Source organism: Streptomyces sp. NPDC001568 (assembly GCF_042893755.1).
GTDB lineage: Bacteria > Actinomycetota > Actinomycetes > Streptomycetales > Streptomycetaceae > Streptomyces.
In genome coordinates, this window is the sequence record NZ_JBIAVF010000031.1 from 1 (window position 1) to 18,680 (window position 18,680).

An 18,680-nucleotide genomic window follows, 5' to 3' on the forward strand; every position below is an offset into this window, starting at 1 on the left:
CCGACGCCGGCCTCACGGCCATCACCGCCGCCACCGCCCGCGAACACGCCCTACTGCGCCAGACCGGCGGCGGCCTCACCGACCGCGAGGTGGCCTCCTGCGTCAAGGTGTTGGGCCAAATGCTGAACCTCTTCGACGACGTCGAGGCCAGGGGGACACCACCACGTTAGAGCGGCAACCCCCGGCCCGGTGCACGGGCCGGTTCGGCCGCCGGCAGGCCCGCCACAGTTCGCGGTGTGAACACGCACGCCCACGGCAGCCAGCCACCTTCGCGATTGGCGCCTGCCGGCAACCTGAATACCACGATCACCTTCCACCACCGCACAGTCGAGGCGCAGGCGTTCGTCGGCGGGCTCGACCGTGTGGCGCGCCGGCTGCACGCGGTGGACCCGTGCGGCGTCCCGAGACCGTGTGGAGCGGGTGGCTGCGCGGCGAACACGAACCGGGGCACCACCGGGCCGCCGTGTTGGCGGACTTCGGGCGCCGGGCCGGGCCCGCGCCGTCCTGGCGAACTGCAAGGTGCTGGGTGAAGGCGTCGATATCCGGGTCGTGGGCAACTTGATTCTCATCGACCCGAAGGGGTCGGCCGGCGACATCGTCCAAGCCGTCGGCCGGGCCCTGCGGCAAAAGCCCGGCGAGGGAACATGGTGACGCTGATCGTGCCGATATTACTGCGGGAGGACGAGAATCCCGAGGACATTCTCTCCTCGAAGTCGTACGGCACGTTGATTCAGGTGTTGAACGGGCTCCGGGCGCATGATGAACGGGTGGAAATGCTAGCCATGCCCCAGGAGAACCAGAAGCACGTCGTGGAGCCGTCGTCGCTCATCGGTGAGGCGCCGGGCGACGGCGAGGAGGAAGCTCGGCTGCTGATCCGGTGCGCAGCCCCCCGCGACCCGGCCCTGGTCGCGAAGTGGATCAGCTATCAGCCCACGATCGCAGATGCGGAGGGGGACGGTGTTGGGCTCGCCTGGTGTACGGCGGGCAACGCCCCCTGGACAGCTGTGCTGCTCCCCGGTGTGGTCGTCACGCTGGTATCCCCGGCGCAGGCCACCGCTCCGGCAATCATCCCGGAGAGCATCAGGGCGAGTGCACGGTGCATCGCGCCTCCCGGTGCACAGAGGGGCTCATCAGAGCGCGGAACGTAGGGAAAATTCCACGATGCTGGCGGCGGTGCAGTGGTCAAGCCTTTGGCGAGGAGCTCACGGACCTGCGGCCAGTCGTCGCGAATGACGCAGTGCAGGGTCTCAGTCCCGTACCTCGCCGTCGGGCACCGGGGAATGCGCTCGCCGCACACCCTCGATGACCCACCCGACCTGACTCACCGTCACTCCGAGGTGGCGTCCGCCTCGTCCAGCGCGGCAGCGCGCTTCTCCTCCTCCTTGTCGGAGAGGGCAAGATCGCTGGAAGGCTTGACGATGGTGTGCGTGATGACCTGCCCCTGGATGTGCTTGGTTTCCAGCTTCTGCTTGCCGTCTGTCACGTCCTGTCTCCTTTACCTGTGCCCGATAAGTTCGTTCGCTGGCATGCTCCCATCCGGGCAACCTCGCTACGAGACGATAGCGAGACAGCGATCTCCCTGTTTTCGGCTTGAAACGACTACAGAAGCCGAGACCCCATGTCCGCAGTTCCCTCCGGCGCGTTCAGCAAGCTGAGCGTGAAGAAGGCCGGACGGGCGCGTAAGGCCGTCGCGGCGTCCGGGCCCGGCGCGGGCGCGGGCGCGGGCGCGGGCGCGGGCGCGGGCGGCGAGGTGTTCCACAAGCCTGGAGGTGCTCGCGCAGCACGTCACGGGGGAGGGCCGGCTGCCGGGGCGCGGCATCGTGGCGGTCTTGGCCGATGGGCCGAGCCTCGGCCTCGGATCTGGGTCGCGAACGTGGAATGTTCTCCGTGACAGGCTCGACCTGGTGCAGCGCGCTGCCCGAGGGCGACAGGGACGGGCCTGAGGCTACGAGAGAGGGCAGGGGCGGCCCGGTGTCCGTCGTACGAATCGTGATTCTGCGTCCGACCATGATTGGGCCGGGCCTCAGTGCTCTTGACGAGCCGCCCCAGACGCCGGCAGGTATTCTCGAAAAAGGAGCCCCATGGCGCGGGGCCGCCGCAGGCCGTTACGAAGGCCGGTCATCCCGCCCGTGCCCGCGGACAGTCGGCATCGAGCATTGATCCCACGTCTGCAGCCGGCCGGTCGCGCCCCTCTTGCCGCGACACCTCTCGCGTCACCCGCCATGGCGAGCCCGATCCCTGATTTCGCACACACCCCGGCAGTATCTCTGCCATGGAGGGAAAGCGTATGAATCGGCAACGTCGTTGTGCGCTGGTCGCCCCACTCCTGGCCTCCGCGATGGCCCTGCCCCCGGCGATGGCGGCCCAGGCGGCCCCGTCGACCGAGCAGGCCCCTGCCTCCCCGGTATGCCAACTGCAACCCGTGGGCGGCGCCTCGTCCAACGTGAACGTGGTGATCACCGGCTTCCCGTCGAACCAAAAGATCACGATCAGCCGGGTCGGCGGCAGGACCTCGGACGTGCGGGTCGACGCGCAAGGCAGCCTCACCGCGAAGAACCTGCGCGATGGGACCTACAACGTCAAACCTCACAACGGTGGACGCGGCTCCAGCGTCTCGTGCAAGGACGCGCCCGCACCCGTAAGCGTCAACATCGCCGAGGCCGACCTGGTCGCGACCAAGCCGGACACCCCCACGGTCAACTGCAACCAGGCGACTCCCGTGACCTTCGAAGGCACTCTCACCGGCACGGGAGCCGGTGACATCAAGGTCGTGTGGATCAGCCCGGACACCGGTAAGCGGTCCGAGCCCACGATGAAGTTCACCGGCCCGAGCACCAAAACCCCAGCATTCGTCGTCAACGCCCCCGCCCGCGCGAACCCCGCGGAACCGCGACCCACGGTGAAGGCCCAACTCCTTGTTCCCCGGCAGGGATCGGAGCAGGGCGTCTCGTCGGCGGTGTTCACGGTGACGCTGCATTGCGCAGCCGGCACCTGATCTGAACAATGGCGACAACACGCCAGGAGGGACCAACGCAGGATGTGGCGGCCCGTGCCTCTCTCGGGGCACGGGCCGCGCCGGTGTAACAGGCGTTTGGGCTTTCGGTCATGGGGCGCCGTGATCGCGCCGAGCACGAACCGGGCCATGCCCCGCCGGCCACGGGCTGCGGCTTGAGGGCGACCGGATCCTGGTCACCGTCCTCACCCCGGACCTTCTCGCGCAGACCGCCCAGACGGTGTGTCACCCGGGTCCGATCGTCACGGTTTTCGCAGGAAGACGCACCGGGGCTGAACGCGAACGAACGTGTACGGCCCAACACGGTGCGCACCCACAGAGGTCCGGCCGACGACCGCTCAGCCAGTCCACTGATGCGTGGGGTCACCCCGCTAATCCACCAGATTCGGATCGTCCAGCGCGTTCTCCGCCTCGATGACTCCGGCGGCCTCCAGGAACATGATCAGCTCTGTGTCCGAGTGAGCCCGGCCCAAGATCTCCTCGCGTCCCCCAGAGCGCATGATGACCTGCTGGCCATCACTGGGAAGGCACCGGTGCACGACCACGGGCACGCTGTTCACGTCTTCAGGATGCGACCGTACGGAGCACTGCGCACCCGGCCTGGGCGCACACGGCAGTCCTAGCCCTGGTGTTGAAGTTTGGCGCGATCCCCATGCCTCGCCCTGCGGCCAGGCGCGGGCCCGGTGGGCGCGGCCTACGGCCCGCCGGCCGGACAAGTCCAAACACCCTGCAGGCCGGACGTCCCGCATCGGTGCAGGTTGATCGGTGTCAACATCACCTCCATGGGCGGCAAGATCCACACCCAGCTCGGCGGCTGGTACCACGGCACCATGTTCGCTCGAAGCCCTCAGCGAACGGCTCGGGTGGTGCCGACGACCGGTCAGGGCCGACATCGTGCGCGGTGGTCCGACCCCGGTCCAAGGGCCGGAGGTAGGGGTGCCGGGTAAGCCCGCTCCGTCTCCCCGTAGCTGACCCAACCCACAGCACCGGTCTTTACCCCGCCGCACAGCAGGGAGTAGAGACCACCGGTGTCCAAAGCCGCCATTCCGCGTGATGCGCTTGCCGCAGGGCGATTCGGGCAGGTGCGGAGGGAACCACCGTGTCGAGCGCCGCCGCCGGCAATTCGTCCCTCAGCCGAATCGCCTTCCAAGCGTGCGTGGTGCCGCACCGTTTTGGAGGTTTCGCATGCCCCTCTCCGCTGAATCCGGCCCGCTCGCCAACCTGTCTGCGGCCGGTGTATCGGTCTGGCTCGACGATCTGTCCCGGGAACTCCTCGCGGGTGGAGAACTGAAAGGGCTAATCGCGGACAAGAACGTCGTGGGAGTCACCACGAATCCCACGATCTTCGCATCGGCCCTGTCCAAGGGGGACCGCTACAACGAGCAGCTGCGCCGCCTCGGCGACGAGGGAAGCAGCGTCGACGACGCGGTCTTCGCCCTCACCACCGACGACGTGCGTGACGCCTGTGACGTCCTGAGCCCGGTGTACGAACGGACCGCGGGCAGCGACGGGCGGGGCTCCATCGAGGTCGATCCGCGGCTGGCGCAGGACGCCGAGGCCACGGTCGGGGCCGCCTCAAGACCAACGGTCATCTCCTCTCCCGGTCCCCGCTCAGCGACGTCCTCGAGGCAGAGTCCATGCTCATGGGCGTCCAGGGCAAAACCGCCTGCTGGCGCGCCCTCCGCGCCCTCGCCGAGACCGACGAACGGCTCACCGCCGTAGACCTGGACGTGCTGCTGGAACGAGCCGAACAGCAGAGCACCACGCTGGAGGAGCTGCACTCCGCCGCGGCAGCCCGAACGATGCGATCCCGGCCCACGGCCACGCGGCAAGAACGACCAGTGCATCAGTGAGTGCCGACCGGTTGGGCCACGAGCATGCATCCCCGGAGTGGGACTCGCGCGTTGAGGGCTTCGCCGTGGATGTCGCGGTCCGGTACGTCGGGGTGGCTCAAGCTCGACCATCGGATCGCGCCGCCTTTCGGGCCCACCAGCGCGGCGAACTTTTCCTCGGTCCTTCCAACGGCCCGGTAGTCACCAAAGCAGCTGGTCGAGGAGGGGAGGTCCGGATCGGTCGAGAGGTCGGGGGCTGGACACGCTGTGCAGGGCCGTCAGGTCGGAGGGATCTTTCTGAGGTTCCGAGGGTCATGCCGGGGAGCATCCGGTACGACACGATCGGCTGTCCCTGTCCCTGTCTCAGTGCCGGCCATACGCGTTCAGCAGCCCGAACCGGATCTGCGGCGTGTGTGCTCCACCTTCCTGGGGCAGGTGGGGCCACACTGGTGTCTTTTCTGCATCCGTCCAGGCGTCCGGGTCGGAAGACGGACCGTCGCCGCACCTGTCGGAAGGCCCGAATTGAGCTGGGACGCTGATGTGACGATTGTCGGAGCTGGAGCGGCAGGGCTGTCCCTGGCGGCTCGCCTGGCCGGGTCGCCCTCCTGCTCAGGGTTTGGGCCGCGTGTCCTGGTGGTGGAGGCCCCTCCGGGGCCCCTGCGTTCTCCGGAGCGGACCTGGTGCTTTTGGGAGGCGGGCGGTGGGGCGTACGACGATGTGCTCGAAACGAGTTGGGACCGGCTGCGCGTATATGGGCCTGACGGGACGGTTGTCGACCGGTCGTTGGGGGCGTTGCGGTACAAGATGCTCAGGTCGGGGCGGTTCGAGGAGGCCATGTTCGAGCGGCTGCGCGGATCGGGGGTCGTGGTGCGGCAGCTCGCGGTCGAGCGGGTCACGGACATCGGTGACGAAGCCGTGGTGTGGGGCCGTGATGCGACTGGGGCTGTTTCGGTCCTGCGGTCGGGTCTGGTGTTCGATTCGCGGCCGCCCCGTCGGCTGCCTGCTGCCAGGACCACGCTGTTGCAGCACTTTCGGGGCTGGTTCGTCCGTACTTCGAAGCCGGTCTTCGATCCGCGTTCGGCCATCCTGATGGATTTCCGTCTTCCCCAGCCCGTGCGGGGCCTGGCTTTCGGGTACGTCCTTCCCACCAGCTGCCATGACGCTCTGGTGGAGTACACGGAGTTCTCCCCCGCCGCCCTGGACGAAGCGGCCTACCAGCGGGCCCTGAGCCACTACTGCGGCAACGTGCTGAAGCTGGGTGAGTACGTGGTGGACGAGCAGGAACAGGGGGTGATTCCCATGAGCGACGGACGCCTTCCCCGCCGCCATGCGGGCCGGGTCTTCCCCATTGGTGCGGCGGGCGGGGCGACCCGGCCGTCCACCGGTTACACCTTCGCCGCGATCCAGCGCCACAGTCTGCACCTGGCCCGGGCCGTGCGGGCAGGACGCTCTCCGGCGCGCGTGCCGTCACCGCACGCACGGCGGGCGCGGTCGATGGACGCCGTGCTGCTCCGGGCCCTGGACACCGGGCGGGTGGACGGCGCGCAGTTCTTCACACGGCTGTTCTCCTCCGTGCCGGCGGAACGAGTGCTGCGATTCCTCGACGGAGATACCTCCGTGTGGGAGGACGTCAACGTGGGGCTGCGTACGCCCGCGGTGCCGATGCTGCGCTCGCTGCTCGAACTCCCCCTGCTCCGTCGGTCCGTGCCGGCTTCGTGGCCGGTGCCTCGCTGAAAGGCTCTCATGTCCCTGCTGCGCGACGATTCCCTGTCGGAGGCGTTCGACCACGCCGCGGCCCGCTACGACCGGATGGTTTCGGCGAGTCCCGGCTATCACGGGCACCTGCGCCGCTCCGCCCGGCGGCTGGCCCTGCCGGACGCAGGGCGCGGTGCCCGCGTTCTTGATTTGGGGTGCGGTACCGGTGCTTCAACCGCTGCCCTGTTGTCGGCTGCGCCACTGGCCCGCATCACGGCGGTGGACGCTTCTTCGGGCATGCTCGCGAGGGCGACGGAGAAGCCGTGGCCTCCCGGCGTCCGCTGGGTCGAGGCGTCGGCGGACGGGCTCGGTGATGCCGACGTCGAGGGGCCCTTCGACGCGGTCTTCGCCGCCTACCTGTTTCGCAACGTGGCCGACCCCGACCGAACACTGAAGTCGGTGCGCGCCGTGATGGCGCCCGGTGCCCGAATCTGCGTGCATGAGTACGCGCTCAGCGGCAAGCGCAGGGACCGGATGTTGTGGACGGCGGTGTGTCGGTCGGTGATCATCCCGCTGGGTAGGGCGTGTGGGGACGCGCGGCTGTATGAACATTTGTGGCACAGCGTGTTGGGGTTCGACACGGCGGCGGAGTTCGCGGGACGGATGCGGCAGGCCGGCTTTTCCCGGTTGCGGGTGCTACCGCTGCCGGGGTGGCAGACCGGGATCACACACACGTTCGTCGGGATCGCCGCGTGAAGGGGCACCCGTATCCGGGGCGGGACCGGCGGGCCCACCGGATCGAGGCCCCGGGCGGGCAGGCGCGTCTGGAGCAGGGCGAGCGGCGGGTGGCCGTGGTGGGCGGCGGCATCGCCGGGCTGTCCGCGGCCACCGTGCTGGCCGAACGCGGGGTGCGGGTCACCTTGTTCGAACGGGACGCGCAGCTCGGGGGCAGGCTGGCGGGCTGGCAGACGCGGCTGGCCGACGGTTCACAGACCACGATGAGCCGCGGCTTCCACGCGTTCTTCCGCCAGTACTACAACCTGCGGGCGCTGTTGAGCCGGACCGATCCGGGCCTGCACGGATTGACCGGACTCGCGGACTACCCGCTGCGCCACCGCAACGGAGGTCAGGACAGCTTCGCGCGCGTGCCGCGCACGCCGCCGCTGAGCGCACTTGGGTTCATCGCGCAGAGTCCGTCCTTCACGTGGCGCGACCTGGGAAGGATGGACGCCCGGGCGGCCTTGCCGCTCCTGGACGTAGCGGTGCCGCAGGTGTACGAGGCGCTGGACGGTACGAGCGCCAGCGAGTTCCTGGCGGCCATCCGCTTTCCCGAGGCCGCGCATCATCTGGCGTTCGAGGTGTTCTCCCGAAGCTTCTTCGCCGACCCGGCGGAGCTGTCGGCGGCCGAACTGGTGCTCATGTTCCACATCTATTTCCTGGGATCCAGTGAGGGGCTGCTCTTCGACGTGCCACGCGAGTCTTTCCCTCAGGCGTTGTGGGACCCGCTGGCCCGTCATCTGGACGGGCTCGGCGTGGAAATCCGCACGGGTACGGCGGTGAACGAGGTCCGGCCGGCAGGTAGGGAGGGGCTGACCGTCGTCGCGGGGGCGGGCGGCGAAGGATACGACGCGGTGGTGTTGGCCCTGGACACTGGCGGGCTGCAGACGGTGGCCGCCGCCTCACCCGAGCTGGTGGACGCCCCGTGGAGGGAGCGGATCGCCGCTCTGCGAACTGCCCCGCCGTTCCTGGTGTCGCGTCTGTGGCTGTCGCGGCCGGTGGCCGGGGATCGGCCCGGATTCCTGGGCACCAGCGGCTACGACGGCCTGGACAACGTGAGCGTGCTGGACCGGTGGGAGGGCGAAGCACACCGTTGGGCGCTGGCGAACGGTGGCTCGGTGGTGGAACTGCACGCCTATGCCGTCGATCCTGCCCCGGCGCGAACGCAGGTCGAGGAGGGACTGGTGACCCGGTTGCGAGAGGTCTATCCCGAGACCGCGGACGCAAAGATCATCGACTCGCGCCACGAATGGCGCGCGGACTGCCCCCTGTTCACCGTGGGGGGCTACAGGGACAGGCCGACTGTGCGTACCGCTGATCCCCGGGTGGTGGTGGCCGGGGATCTCGTGCGTACCGGGTTGCCGGTTGCGTTGATGGAACGTGCTGCCACCAGCGGCTTCCTCGCCGCGAACGCTCTGTTGAGAGGCTGGGGCGTTCGGGGCGAGACGTTGTGGACGGTTCCCCAGAAGGGCCGCCTGGCTACCGGCCGGGCACTGGCAGGTCTCAGGCGCCTGCGGCCGACAGCGGCGTTCGGCGGACCGTCCTTCCCCTAGGCAGCCCGCCTTGTGCCGGGTCCGCGGGTCGTTTCGGCACTGCCTCGGTAAATGCGAAGGCGAACCCGGATCCTGGTGACAGGCCTGCCGGAGCACTGCCGGATCTGCAACCCGTGCACGGCCACGTCGTCGCCCGACAGGGTAGATCCGCAGGCGAAGGCGTGCGGTTCGCACTCAGCGGCCGAGCCGCGACCGGGCGGGGCGCTGGAGTGCGCCCCGCCCGGTTGTGGGTTCGGGTCAGCCGCACTGGAGGCCGGTCTGGGCACTCGCGACGGCGGTGTCGAGCTTTTGCAGGTTCGGGGTGAGCTTGGTCAGGGCTTGAGCCCCGGTGGTGTCGCCGGGGAGGTCTTCGTACGCCTTCTTAACCTCGTCGGCCGCGGACTTGATCGCGTCCTTTTGTGCGGCGTTGAACTGCGCGGTCGACTCCGCGACGGTCTTCCAGTCGTCCTGGACGGCGTCGTGCGCGTCCTTGATCTGGTCCTTGGTGGCGGTCGCCGGGTCGAGTGCTTGCAACTTCGCATTGTCGGCCTTGAGTTCGGTCAGGCTGCTGCACAGCTGCTTGGTCGCGTCATCGGTGGGCTCGGCGGCGGAGGCCGAGGCTGCCCCGCCGGCCACGAGAAGCGCTGCGGCGACCGTGCTCACGGCCGTGGCGAGAAGTCGGTTCATGTGCGATGCATCCCTTCAGGGAAGACGCCCCCCGGCCCAGCCCCCACTCGTACCAAGCTGGCATAGGGCCAACGGGCCCGCATCCGCACACAACATCACCACCCTCGGTATGCCAGGTGAAACAGCAGGTCAGCCGGGTTCCGTAGCCTGTCGGACGGTGGTCAGCCCATGCTCCCGTGCTCGGGCGATACCGACCGGACTCCTTCTGGTCAGGTGGGGAAGCGGCCGGCGCTGCGCAGCTGCCAGCGGCGTTCGGCGTAGGCGAGATCGTCCTTCCACAAGCGTCCTGCCGCGTGCCGGATCAAAGGGCGTAGCAGTGGGGCCGTGGTGCGGGCGATGGTGAAGCCGGGCCGGTGTGAGGTGGCGATGACGGCTTCGGTGACGCGGGTGCGGGGTCGGCCGTCGTGGGCGGTACCGAGGGGGGTGGCATGGGTTTCGACGAGGGATCCGATGCCTTCCCCTTCGATGATGCGCATGACCACGGTGCGGGGGCCCGGGGCGCTGAATTGCGCGGTTACGGGTACGACGAGTCGGTTGCCCAGTTTGAAGGAGACTTTCACCGTCATGACGTCGGTGGTGGCGCCGTCGTCGAGGACGGTGAGGTCGGTGAAGGAGTAGGGGTGGAACCAGGCGCCGTGCCAGGGGTCGAGACGGTTGGCGACGATGTCCTGCGGTTCGCACACACCCGTGGCGGTGTAGACGGTGGCCAGTGAGGATGCGGCAGGCGGCCGGGACCCAATCACGGGCGTTTTGAGCGGGTCTTCGCCGCCGTGTTCGTCGAGCCGTACCCAGGCCAGAATGCCGTCGTCATGGGCGGGGAAGGGCTGCCAGCCGGCGAATGGGGCGCCGTTGAGGGCCAGGCCGTGCCAGGGGCAGACCAGGGTGCCGCGGCGGATGGGGGCCTTGGCCAGGGCGGCGCCCATGTGGGGACAGGCGCCGGGGCCGGCGATGAGGGCATTGTTGACGTCGCGCCAGGCCACGACCTCGATGTCTTCGACGGTCGCGCCGTAGGCGGCATCGGGACGGACGGCGGCGCTGGGCCCGAGGACATACCAGTTTCCTGTCGGCCGGATCTGGGCTCGCTTGAGGGCTGTGGCGATGATCTGGGGTGAGGCGGCGCGCCACGTCGGCTGCTGACGGTGCCAGGGCGCCGGATTCCGGCGCAGGCTGATGGGCAGGCGGCGGGGACGAGGGGTCATCGGGAAGGCTCCTCGCGGGCGGGGGCGACGGTGTCCGGCAGGCAATGGCGTGCGGTCAGGCGTGCTTTCGTGATCGCGGCGAGTCCGGCGGCGGCGACGGCCGCGCGACGGGCGGGTCCCACGGTCGAGCGGTGGTGGACGCTGGTGTAGCCGTCGCGGGCGACGGCGTCGAGGATTTCCCCGTAGAGCACGAAGGCGGTACGCACACAGGGCCGGGAGACGGGGTCGAGCATGCCGATGCCGGGTTCCGCCTTCGTGTAGAAGGTCCGGGTGAGCGCGGCAGCGGCCTGAAGGGCGCGGGTGATGCGGGGGTCGCGGCGGCCGGTGCGCCTGCTCCATCGCAGCAGGTCGCGGTCCACTCCGTCGGCGGCGAGGAGGTCGGCGGGCAGGTAGACGCGGTCGCGGTCGAGGTCCTCGCCGACGTCGCGGACGAAGTTGGTCAGTTGGAACGCCTCGCCGAGGGCCGCGGCGTGGGGGGCGGCTTCGTCGCGGGGCGTGACGTGGCCGAGGACCGGGAGCATCTGGAGACCGATGACGGCGGCGGAGCCGTGCATGTAGCCGCTAAGGGCATCGAGAGTGGGGTAGTCGGTGACGGTGAGGTCGGCGCGCATGGAGGCGAGGAAGTCATCGAAGTAGTGGTGGGGAATGCGGTAGCGGTGTGCGGTGTGGGCAACTGCGGTGACGACGGGATGGCGGCCGGGTCCGCCGTCCATGGCCGCGCGCACGTCTTGTGAGAGCGTCCGCAGCTGCCGAGCCCGGTGTTCGGTTGAGGTGGGGGTGCTGAGGTCGTCGACGATGTCGTCCGCGAGGCGTGCGAAGCCGTAGAGGGCGTGGACGGCGGGGCGGCGGGAGGGTGGCAGGAGCCGGGTGGCGAGGAAGTAGGTCTTGCCGTGGCGGGCGTTGAGGCGGCGGCATTGGGTGAAGGCCGCACGCTGGGTGGGGTCGGTGATGCGGGCGGCGTCGAGTTCGCGTCGTGTCATGCGCTGTGGCCGTGGGGCGCCGCGGACGGGGCGGGTGTTCGTTTGGGGTGTGGCCGGGTGAGGCCGGTGATGCGGGCGGCTGCGAGGCGGCCGGAGATCAGGACGGTGGGGACACCGACGCCCGGGGTGGTGCCGCAGCCGGCGAGGACGGCGTTGGCGGTGCCGCGGGGGAGGTTGCGGGGCCGGAAGGGGCCGGTCTGCGGGAAGGTATGGGCGACGGAGAAGGGTGTTCCGGCGGCATGGCCCTGGGCCGTCCAGTCGGCTGGGGTGATGAGGGCCTCGGCGGTGATGGAGTCCTCGAAACCGGTCAGGCCTCTGTGCTCCAGTGCGCGCAGCAGGCTGTCGCGATAGCGGGGCCCCAGGTCCTTCCAGGAGGTGGCCGAGGGGCCGATGGTGGTGTTGGGGCAGGGCGCGAGCACGTAGTGGATGTGCCGTCCGGGCGGGGCGAGGCTCGGGTCGGTCGCGGTGGGTCGGGTGATGAGCAGGGAGGGATCGCTCATCAGCCGGCCGGTGCGGGTGAGTTCGTGGAAGGTCTGCTTCCAGGCGGCGCCGAAGGAGATCGTGTGGTGGGCCAGTTCGGGCCAGGTCCGGTCCGTCCCGGCGTGCAGGACCACTGCCGATGGGGAGTGACGTAGGGCGAGGGGGCGGCGCGGGCGGGCGCCGAGGAGCCGGTAGGCGGCGGGTAGGTCGGGGGTGAGGACGACGGCGTCGCAGGGGATGCGCTGCTGGTCGGTGATGACGGCGGTGATCCGCTCGCCGGTGCGTTCCAGGGCGGTGACGGTCTGACCGTAGTGAAGGGTGGCGCCGGCGTCCGCGGCGGCCGCGGACATGGCGGTGGGTACGGCGTGCATGCCGCCCTGGGGGAAGTACACGCCGGCGATGGTGTCCATGTACGCGATGACGGCGTAGGCGGCCAGGGCCCGGGCGGGCGGAATGCCGGCGTAGAGGGCTTGGAAGGAGAAGACGCGCTGGAGTCGCTCGTCGGTGAGGAAGCGGCCGATCTTCGGCTGGAGGCGGCCGAAGCCGCCCAGGGCGGCGAGCCGGGCCAGGTCGGGGTTCAGGAGGGACAGTGGCGAGTCGAAGTTGGCGTCGATGAATCGGTTCATCTGCGCCTGGTAGATCTCGTGCAGCCACTGGCGCAGACGGCGGTATCCCGCCGCTTCCTGGCCTCCGGCGAAGCGTTCGATCTCGGCTTCCATGGCCTGGGCCCCGGTGTGGACGTCGAGGCTGGTGCCGTCCGCGAAGCCGGCTCGGTAGGCGGGGTGGAGCGGGTGCAGCGTCAGGCGGTCGGACATGGACTGGCCTACGGCGGCGAAGGCCTCTTCGAGCAGGTGCGGCATGGTGAGCACGGTCGGGCCGCTGTCGAAGCGGAAGCCGTCGGCCTCGATGAGGCCGGCACGGCCGCCCGGCAGCAGGTCGCGTTCGACGATGGTCACGCGTCGATGGGAGCCGAGAAGATGGAGAGCGGCGGACAGGCCCGCGAGGCCGGCGCCGATGACGACGACGTGGTCTGTGCGCCCGGTGATCGTCTTCATCCAAGGCTCCCGGGGTCGGCTGCGCCGGCGGTGTACTGGTGGCGCGGGGCGGCAATCTGACGCAGCAGCGCGGTCAGGTGATCGGCGGCCGGCCCGCTCAGATGTGCCGCGCACAGGTGGTGTTCGGCGGCGCGGCTCAGGCGCGCGATGCGTCGTTCGACCCGCTCCGGGGCGCCGGTGGAGACCAAGGCTTCGCGGACGGCCGCCAGGGTCTGCTCGGAGAGTGCGGCGTCCCCCCGGCAGGAGTCCAACAGGTCGGTGACGGACGTGTGCTTGGTGGCCTGGGCGCGTGTGTGGGCCAGCGCGATCAGATAGGTCGCCTTGCCGGAGCGGATGTCGTCCCCGGAGGGCTTGCCGGTCACCGCAGGATCGCCGAACACGCCAAGTAGGTCATCACGTAGCTGGAAGGCGATTCCGGCGCACCGGCCCGCCGCGCCCAGGGCACGGGAGGTGCTCTCGTCGGCTCCGGCCAGCACCGCGCCGAGGGCGAGAGGACGTTCCACGGTGTAGCGGGCGGTCTTGAGGCAGACGGTGCGGATGGCCTGGACCGCGGAACGGGACGAGGTGGCCTGGCCGTGCACATCAAGGTATTGACCGGCAACCATCTCAGCCCGCATGGCACGCCACACATGCAGAATCTTCGTGCGTGTCCTGGGTTCGAGGTCAGCGGTCGCGACCAGGTCGTCCGCCCAGGAGAGAGCCAGGTCGCCGGCAAGAACAGCAGCGGAGTGGGCGAAGGACTCAGCTGCGACCTCCCGGCCGCGGCCCGAATATTGGAGTGCGAGCTGCGCGTGGAAGGAGGGTCGTCCTCGGCGCACCGCGGAGTGGTCCATGACGTCGTCGTGGATCAGCGCGCAGCTCTGGATGAGTTCGAGAGCCGCCGCGATGCGCAGGGCCGCGGGTGTTTCGACGTCCGATCCGCCACATGAGCGTAGGGCCCACCACAGGAATCGCGGGCGGATCCGTGAGCCGCCGCCGAGGGTGTAGGCGGCCAGACGTTCGGCGATGTCGGTGGCGAAGACCGGGTCCAGGGTGTGGGCGAACGCGATGAGCTCATCGCAGCGGAGCTTCAGTTCGTGGTGTACGGCTGCGACGACGTCTTCGTCGACCGTTGCGGCCTGGGCGCCGGCGAGTCTTGAGGGCGAGATGTCGAAGTGGGTGGGATGTCGCGCAGCCGACACTTCTTGCATTCGGTCCTCCGTGTCGTGAGGTGGCGTATGCCGCCTGTTTCGCGTCGACAGGGCGGACGGATGCACTCGGCCGTGTTCCCGCGGCTTCGCAACCCATATGTCCCACGCTTGACGGAGGCCTCAGACACGGTGCCCGGCCGAATCCACCCGATGGGCGCATCTGCTCGGAGGCGAGGTCGGCCCCTGACAGGCAACCGCTATCCCCGTTGGTCCCCGGGGCTGTTTCGCTCCTTGGCGGTGCGGGACGTGCAGGGTGAGGTCGGCGCCCTACGGGCAAGCACGAGGCTCGAAGCACGGCGTGGGCCGCTCGCTCATGGCCTATTCAGCTTCTGCGGGCTTTACCGCGGGAGCGGGTGGAGCCTGTGTTCGGGTGTGTGGTGCGGTTGGAACGGGCAGCGGTGGCGTACGGGACGACAGGGCCCACACTTGCCACGGCGGTCGGGGGCTGTCGATCACGCCCGGTCGGGTGAGGAAGCTGCGGGTGGCGGTGGGGTGAAGGAGCCGTGCCACGGGAGAACACAAAGTGATCCGCGGCCGGCGGCCGGCGCGGTGGGCGCCGCGACGGGCAGTGGTTTTGCCTCTCGGGCCGGACAGGCTAGTCCAGGTTTCGGGGCATATCGCTTCGGGTCACACGTGTAGGGCTTGAGGTCCGCCCCTTGTGTCTGGAGATGAAATGTCCGAGAAGAACCCGGTAAGGGCCGTCGCCGACAAGATCGCCGGTGTCGTGCATGCCGGTCCGGCAGGGGGCCCGGAGGAAGGTGTCCCCGGCAAGCCAACCCCCGTTTCTCCCCAGCTCGTCGAGCCCACGACGCCGGTTGAGCCGCTGCCTCCGAAGGCGGACCAAAGCGGTCCGGAGACGGTCAGCCCGACCGGACAGCCCACCGGTGCGGAGCAGGCCAGGATGGCGCAGAGCGGCGCGTTCCTGACGACGGCGCAGGGCGTTCGGCTGCCGGATTCGGATCACTCGCTGAAGGCGGGTCCGCGGGGGCCGGTACTGCTGCAGGACCATCACCTGCGCGAGAAGCTCATGCATTTCGACCACGAGCGGATCCCGGAGCGCGTGGTCCATGCCCGCGGCGCGGCCGCGCACGGTGTCTTCCAGTCCTACGGCACCGGGCAGACGGTCAGCAAGGCCGCGTTCTTGGCCCGGGACGTCGAGACCCCGGTGTTCGTACGGTTCTCCACCGTGCTCGGTTCCCGCGGCTCGGCCGACACGGTGCGAGACACCCGCGGCTTTGCGACGAAGTTCTACACCGAGGAAGGCGTCTTCGACCTGGTCGGAAACAACATCCCGGTGTTCTTCATCCAGGACGCGATCAAGTTCCCCGACGTCATCCACGCCGGCAAACCGCACCCGGACCGGGAGATTCCGCAGGCGCAGTCAGCGCACGACACGTTCTGGGACTTCGTGTCCCTGCACACCGAGGCGACCCACCACACCATCTGGAACATGTCCGACCGCGGCATCCCCCGCTCGTACCGGATGATGGAGGGCTTCGGCGTCCACACCTTCCGTCTGGTCAACGCGCAGGGCGCCACGACGCTGGTGAAGTTCCACTGGAAGCCGAAGCTGGGCGTGCACTCCCTGGTGTGGGAGGAGGCGCAGCTGCTGGCGGGGATGGATCCCGACTTCCACCGCCGTGACCTCTTCGACGCCATCGAATCCGGGGCGTATCCGCAGTGGGAGCTGGGGATTCAGACGTTCCCCGACACGGATGACCAGATGTTCGAGGGGATCGATCTCCTGGACCCGACGAAGATCGTGCCGGAGGAGCTCGCGCCGGTGAAGCCGCTCGGGCTGCTGACCCTGAACGCGAACCCGTCGAACTTCTTCGCCGAGGTCGAGCAGGTCGCCTTCCACACCGGCCATCTCGTGCCGGGTATCGACGCGACGGACGATCCGCTGCTGGCCGGGCGGATGTTCTCCTACCTCGACACCCAGATCACCCGGCTCGGGGGCCCCAACTTCTCGCAAATTCCGATCAACCGCACGCACGCGCCCGTCAACGACATGCTCCGCGACGGCTTTCACCAGACGGCCGTGCACCGGGGTGTGGCCCCGTACAAGCCCAACAGTCTCGACGGGGGCTGCCCGTTCTTCGCCGGTGCCGACACCGGTGCGTTCATCGAGGTCCCGGTCGAGGTCCCGGCCGGACGCAAGGTCCGCGAGGCACCGGCCTCATTCTCCGATCACTTCTCCCAGCCGCGGCTGTTCTGGCTGAGCATGAGCCCGGTCGAGCGCGAGCACATCATCGCCGCGTACACCTTCGAACTCGCCAAGTGCTACGAACAAACCATCAAGGAACGCGCCCTGGCCGTGCTCGCCAACATCGACGGCGACCTGTGCGCACAGGTCGCCACCGGCCTCGGCCTGCCGGTCCCGGCCGCCACCGAGCCCCTTGCCGAGGTCAGCCCGAGCCCCCGCCTGTCACAGATCGGCGACACCTGGCCGCTCGACGGGCGTGTCGTCGGCATTGTCGCCGGCCAGGACATCGACATGATCGGCGTGCGGTCGGTACGCCAAGCCATCCTCGACGCCGGAATGGTCCCGCTGGTCATCGCCGCGGCCGGAGGAGTACTCGGCGGCGCCGAGCCGATCACCGTGCAACGCACCTTCGCCACCGCACGCTCCGTCGAATTCGACGCGCTGGTCTTCGCGGGCGTCCCAGCGGCGGGCGCCGACGCCTACGGCGCACGCGACGCCAAGGCCGGGGCCCCCAGGCCGCCCGTGAGCGACCCCCGCGTCCTCGCACTGCTCACCGAGGCCTACCAGCACGGCAAGGCTCTGATCGGCCTGGGCGACGCCGGAGCCCTCTTCGAGGCCGCCGGAATCACCGTCGGCGAGCCCGGCGTCGTCGTCAGCGACGGCGCCCAGGGAATGTGCAGTCTCATGGAACTGCTCGCAGCCCACCGTGTCTGGGAACGCTTCCCCGCCGCCATGTGACACCCCGTTCCCCGCCGCGGTCGCTGTCCGGAAGGGCACCCGCGGCGGGAATGGCACGCCAAGGCGAATCGAGTGGAAGGATGCGCCCCGGTTGGGATGGTGGCGCGGTTCGCAACGGTGGTGAATCAAGGTTGCAGGGCGCGGATCAGCACGAGTTGTTCCCGGTTGTCGGACTTGCGGGCCAGGCCTTGTGACTCCAGCCAGGCCCGGCGGGAGCGCAGGACGGGGCCCCACGGTACGGACGCGGTTGCCGCGATGTCCGCGGTGAGTCCCGCGCGGGTCAAAAGGGCGACGGTTTCCTGAGCTCCGCACATGCCCGAGTGCACCATGAGGAGTACTCCTCCGGGGCGTAGCAGGGCAGGAAGGCGTGCGCAGATCCGGTCGATGATCATTCGCCCGTTGGGTCCGGCGTCCCAGGCGCGCTCGGGGCCCCGTGACGGCAACCCGCTGCCCGGGGCCGGTACGTAGGGCGGGTTCGTTACGACCAGGTCGAACTTCTGTCCGGTGGTGCGGGCGGCGAAGTCGCCGTGCAGCACTCGTAGGGGTAGCCGGTGCAGCCACGCGTTCATCCGGGCCGTGGCCACGGCCATCGCGGAGACGTCGACCGCGGTCACCGTGGCTCCGCGGCCGGCGGCGTGCAGGGCGAGTGCTCCCGTGCCGGTGCCGATTTCCAGGACGTCGGTGCCTGGCCCGAGTGCCTCATGGGCGAGGGAATGGGCCAGGAGCCGGGTATCCGCCTGGGGCCGATAGACGGTCGGCAGGGCTATCAGTCCGGGAGGGAGCGTCCCCAGCGTCAGAGCCCTACTCGACATCCTCCACCTCCAGCATCAGCAGCACCGCGCACTCGCAGCCGCCGCGTCGGTACTTTGCCCGACAGCTGGCGACTGCCCCCGTGACCGGTCCTCATGCCGAGACGAGGTCGGGTGCCTCCTGCGCCGTACCCTTGCTCCTGCCAAAAGCAGTGAACAATCGGTCCTCGTTGTCCGCTGGTCCCAGCAGAGCGGCGAACAGCATGCTGGCGCCGAACGCCCTCGGGCCCGCGATGAGCCGGCTGCCCAGCCCTGGTCCGTGCGATGATCGGCTGGTTGGTCGGTGGGCTCCCGAGCGCCGTATCCCGCGGCCGAGCGGTCGGCGATGCTGTTGGCGGCCTGGTGCAGATGCTGGAATTGCGGGCGCAGTATCTCTGCGTAGCCGCTTGGCGTGCGCGGGCAGCCGGCTGCGCTTCGAGTCGAGCGCTCGTGGAAGTGACGGCGGCCCAGCACCTGCTGGAAGATGATCGCATCGACCGCATTCGCC

16 protein-coding genes are annotated in these 18,680 nt (G+C 69.4%); 8 read left to right on the forward strand and 8 right to left on the reverse strand.

The genetic code is table 11. The features are described from left to right. Positions 1-420: 420 nt before the first annotated feature. Positions 421-651 (forward strand): helicase-related protein, encoded by a 231-nt coding sequence (locus ACFY0I_RS37660; RefSeq protein WP_388904179.1) that lies wholly within the window; start codon positions 421-423, stop codon positions 649-651. Then, on the forward strand, positions 645-1,148 hold the full coding sequence (locus ACFY0I_RS37665; protein ID WP_388904180.1) for a hypothetical protein: 504 nt from the start codon (positions 645-647) through the stop codon (positions 1,146-1,148). The genes ACFY0I_RS37660 and ACFY0I_RS37665 overlap by 7 nt, the downstream gene beginning before the upstream one ends. Positions 1,149-1,327: 179 nt before the next feature. Here ACFY0I_RS37665 and ACFY0I_RS37670 read toward each other — a convergent pair whose 3' ends face one another. Further along, positions 1,328-1,483, reverse strand: coding sequence for a hypothetical protein (locus tag ACFY0I_RS37670; protein ID WP_388904181.1), 156 nt, complete (start codon positions 1,481-1,483; stop codon positions 1,328-1,330). An 804-nt stretch (positions 1,484-2,287) separates the two neighbouring features. Between ACFY0I_RS37670 and ACFY0I_RS37675 the strand changes: the two genes are divergently transcribed. Beyond that, positions 2,288-2,995 carry a hypothetical protein gene (locus tag ACFY0I_RS37675; protein WP_388904182.1) on the forward strand — a complete coding sequence of 236 codons (708 nt, stop codon included), beginning with the start codon at positions 2,288-2,290 and terminating at the stop codon, positions 2,993-2,995. Between the two features lie 389 nt (positions 2,996-3,384). Here ACFY0I_RS37675 and ACFY0I_RS37680 read toward each other — a convergent pair whose 3' ends face one another. Beyond that, a complete protein-coding gene (locus ACFY0I_RS37680) occupies positions 3,385-3,573 on the reverse strand; it encodes a hypothetical protein (protein WP_388904184.1) in 189 nt (62 codons plus the stop codon). A 625-nt stretch (positions 3,574-4,198) separates the two neighbouring features. Here ACFY0I_RS37680 and ACFY0I_RS37685 point away from each other — a divergent pair. The 4 genes from ACFY0I_RS37685 (at position 4,199) to ACFY0I_RS37700 (ending at position 8,870) form a co-directional block, all read left to right on the forward strand. Then, entirely contained in the window at positions 4,199-4,735 is a 537-nt protein-coding gene (locus ACFY0I_RS37685; RefSeq protein ID WP_388904185.1) for a transaldolase family protein, read from the forward strand. Positions 4,736-5,385: 650 nt separating this feature from the next. Continuing rightward, complete coding sequence (locus ACFY0I_RS37690; protein WP_388904186.1) at positions 5,386-6,579, forward strand: lycopene cyclase family protein; 1,194 nt, start codon at positions 5,386-5,388, stop codon at positions 6,577-6,579. 9 nt (positions 6,580-6,588) lie between these two features. Next, positions 6,589-7,296: a class I SAM-dependent methyltransferase gene (locus ACFY0I_RS37695; protein ID WP_388904187.1), complete on the forward strand. Its 708-nt coding sequence runs from the start codon at positions 6,589-6,591 to the stop codon at positions 7,294-7,296. Continuing rightward, positions 7,293-8,870, forward strand: a complete 1,578-nt coding sequence (locus ACFY0I_RS37700; RefSeq protein ID WP_388904189.1) for an FAD-dependent oxidoreductase — start codon at positions 7,293-7,295, stop codon at positions 8,868-8,870. The genes ACFY0I_RS37695 and ACFY0I_RS37700 overlap by 4 nt, the downstream gene beginning before the upstream one ends. A 237-nt stretch (positions 8,871-9,107) precedes the next feature. Here ACFY0I_RS37700 and ACFY0I_RS37705 read toward each other — a convergent pair whose 3' ends face one another. The 5 genes from ACFY0I_RS37705 to ACFY0I_RS37725 form a co-directional block, all read right to left on the reverse strand. Then, positions 9,108-9,536 carry a hypothetical protein gene (locus tag ACFY0I_RS37705; RefSeq protein WP_388904190.1) on the reverse strand — a complete coding sequence of 143 codons (429 nt, stop codon included), beginning with the start codon at positions 9,534-9,536 and terminating at the stop codon, positions 9,108-9,110. 209 nt (positions 9,537-9,745) lie between these two features. Next, complete coding sequence (locus ACFY0I_RS37710; RefSeq protein ID WP_388904191.1) at positions 9,746-10,735, reverse strand: DUF5914 domain-containing protein; 990 nt, start codon at positions 10,733-10,735, stop codon at positions 9,746-9,748. Beyond that, positions 10,732-11,715: a phytoene/squalene synthase family protein gene (locus ACFY0I_RS37715; protein ID WP_388904192.1), complete on the reverse strand. Its 984-nt coding sequence runs from the start codon at positions 11,713-11,715 to the stop codon at positions 10,732-10,734. Before ACFY0I_RS37715 ends, ACFY0I_RS37710 begins: the two co-directional genes overlap by 4 nt. After that, entirely contained in the window at positions 11,712-13,250 is a 1,539-nt protein-coding gene (gene crtI / locus ACFY0I_RS37720; protein ID WP_388904194.1) for a phytoene desaturase family protein, read from the reverse strand. Before crtI ends, ACFY0I_RS37715 begins: the two co-directional genes overlap by 4 nt. Continuing rightward, positions 13,247-14,440, reverse strand: a complete 1,194-nt coding sequence (locus tag ACFY0I_RS37725) for a polyprenyl synthetase family protein (protein ID WP_388904195.1) — start codon at positions 14,438-14,440, stop codon at positions 13,247-13,249. Before ACFY0I_RS37725 ends, crtI begins: the two co-directional genes overlap by 4 nt. A 673-nt stretch (positions 14,441-15,113) precedes the next feature. On the opposite strand from ACFY0I_RS37725, the gene ACFY0I_RS37730 reads away from it, so the two are divergent. Then, positions 15,114-17,384, forward strand: coding sequence for a catalase (locus ACFY0I_RS37730; protein WP_388904196.1), 2,271 nt, complete (start codon positions 15,114-15,116; stop codon positions 17,382-17,384). A gap of 125 nt (positions 17,385-17,509) precedes the next feature. Here ACFY0I_RS37730 and ACFY0I_RS37735 read toward each other — a convergent pair whose 3' ends face one another. Beyond that, complete coding sequence (locus ACFY0I_RS37735) at positions 17,510-18,196, reverse strand: HemK2/MTQ2 family protein methyltransferase (protein ID WP_388904197.1); 687 nt, start codon at positions 18,194-18,196, stop codon at positions 17,510-17,512. Positions 18,197-18,680 lie beyond the last annotated feature (484 nt).

Excerpts from the sequence above, each read along its gene's own strand:
- crtI (WP_388904194.1), bottom strand. The coding sequence starts at position 13,250 with ATGAAGACGATCACCGGGCGCACAGACCACGTCGTCGTCATCGGCGCC.
- ACFY0I_RS37725 (WP_388904195.1), bottom strand. The coding sequence starts at position 14,440 with ATGCAAGAAGTGTCGGCTGCGCGACATCCCACCCACTTCGACATCTCG.
- ACFY0I_RS37710 (WP_388904191.1), bottom strand. The coding sequence starts at position 10,735 with ATGACCCCTCGTCCCCGCCGCCTGCCCATCAGCCTGCGCCGGAATCCG.
- ACFY0I_RS37675 (WP_388904182.1), top strand. The coding sequence starts at position 2,288 with ATGAATCGGCAACGTCGTTGTGCGCTGGTCGCCCCACTCCTGGCCTCC.
- ACFY0I_RS37735 (WP_388904197.1), bottom strand. The coding sequence starts at position 18,196 with ATGTCGAGTAGGGCTCTGACGCTGGGGACGCTCCCTCCCGGACTGATA.
- ACFY0I_RS37705 (WP_388904190.1), bottom strand. The coding sequence starts at position 9,536 with ATGAACCGACTTCTCGCCACGGCCGTGAGCACGGTCGCCGCAGCGCTT.
- ACFY0I_RS37730 (WP_388904196.1), top strand. The coding sequence starts at position 15,114 with ATGTCCGAGAAGAACCCGGTAAGGGCCGTCGCCGACAAGATCGCCGGT.
- ACFY0I_RS37685 (WP_388904185.1), top strand. The coding sequence starts at position 4,199 with ATGCCCCTCTCCGCTGAATCCGGCCCGCTCGCCAACCTGTCTGCGGCC.
- ACFY0I_RS37695 (WP_388904187.1), top strand. The coding sequence starts at position 6,589 with ATGTCCCTGCTGCGCGACGATTCCCTGTCGGAGGCGTTCGACCACGCC.
- ACFY0I_RS37665 (WP_388904180.1), top strand. The coding sequence starts at position 645 with ATGGTGACGCTGATCGTGCCGATATTACTGCGGGAGGACGAGAATCCC.
- ACFY0I_RS37715 (WP_388904192.1), bottom strand. The coding sequence starts at position 11,715 with ATGACACGACGCGAACTCGACGCCGCCCGCATCACCGACCCCACCCAG.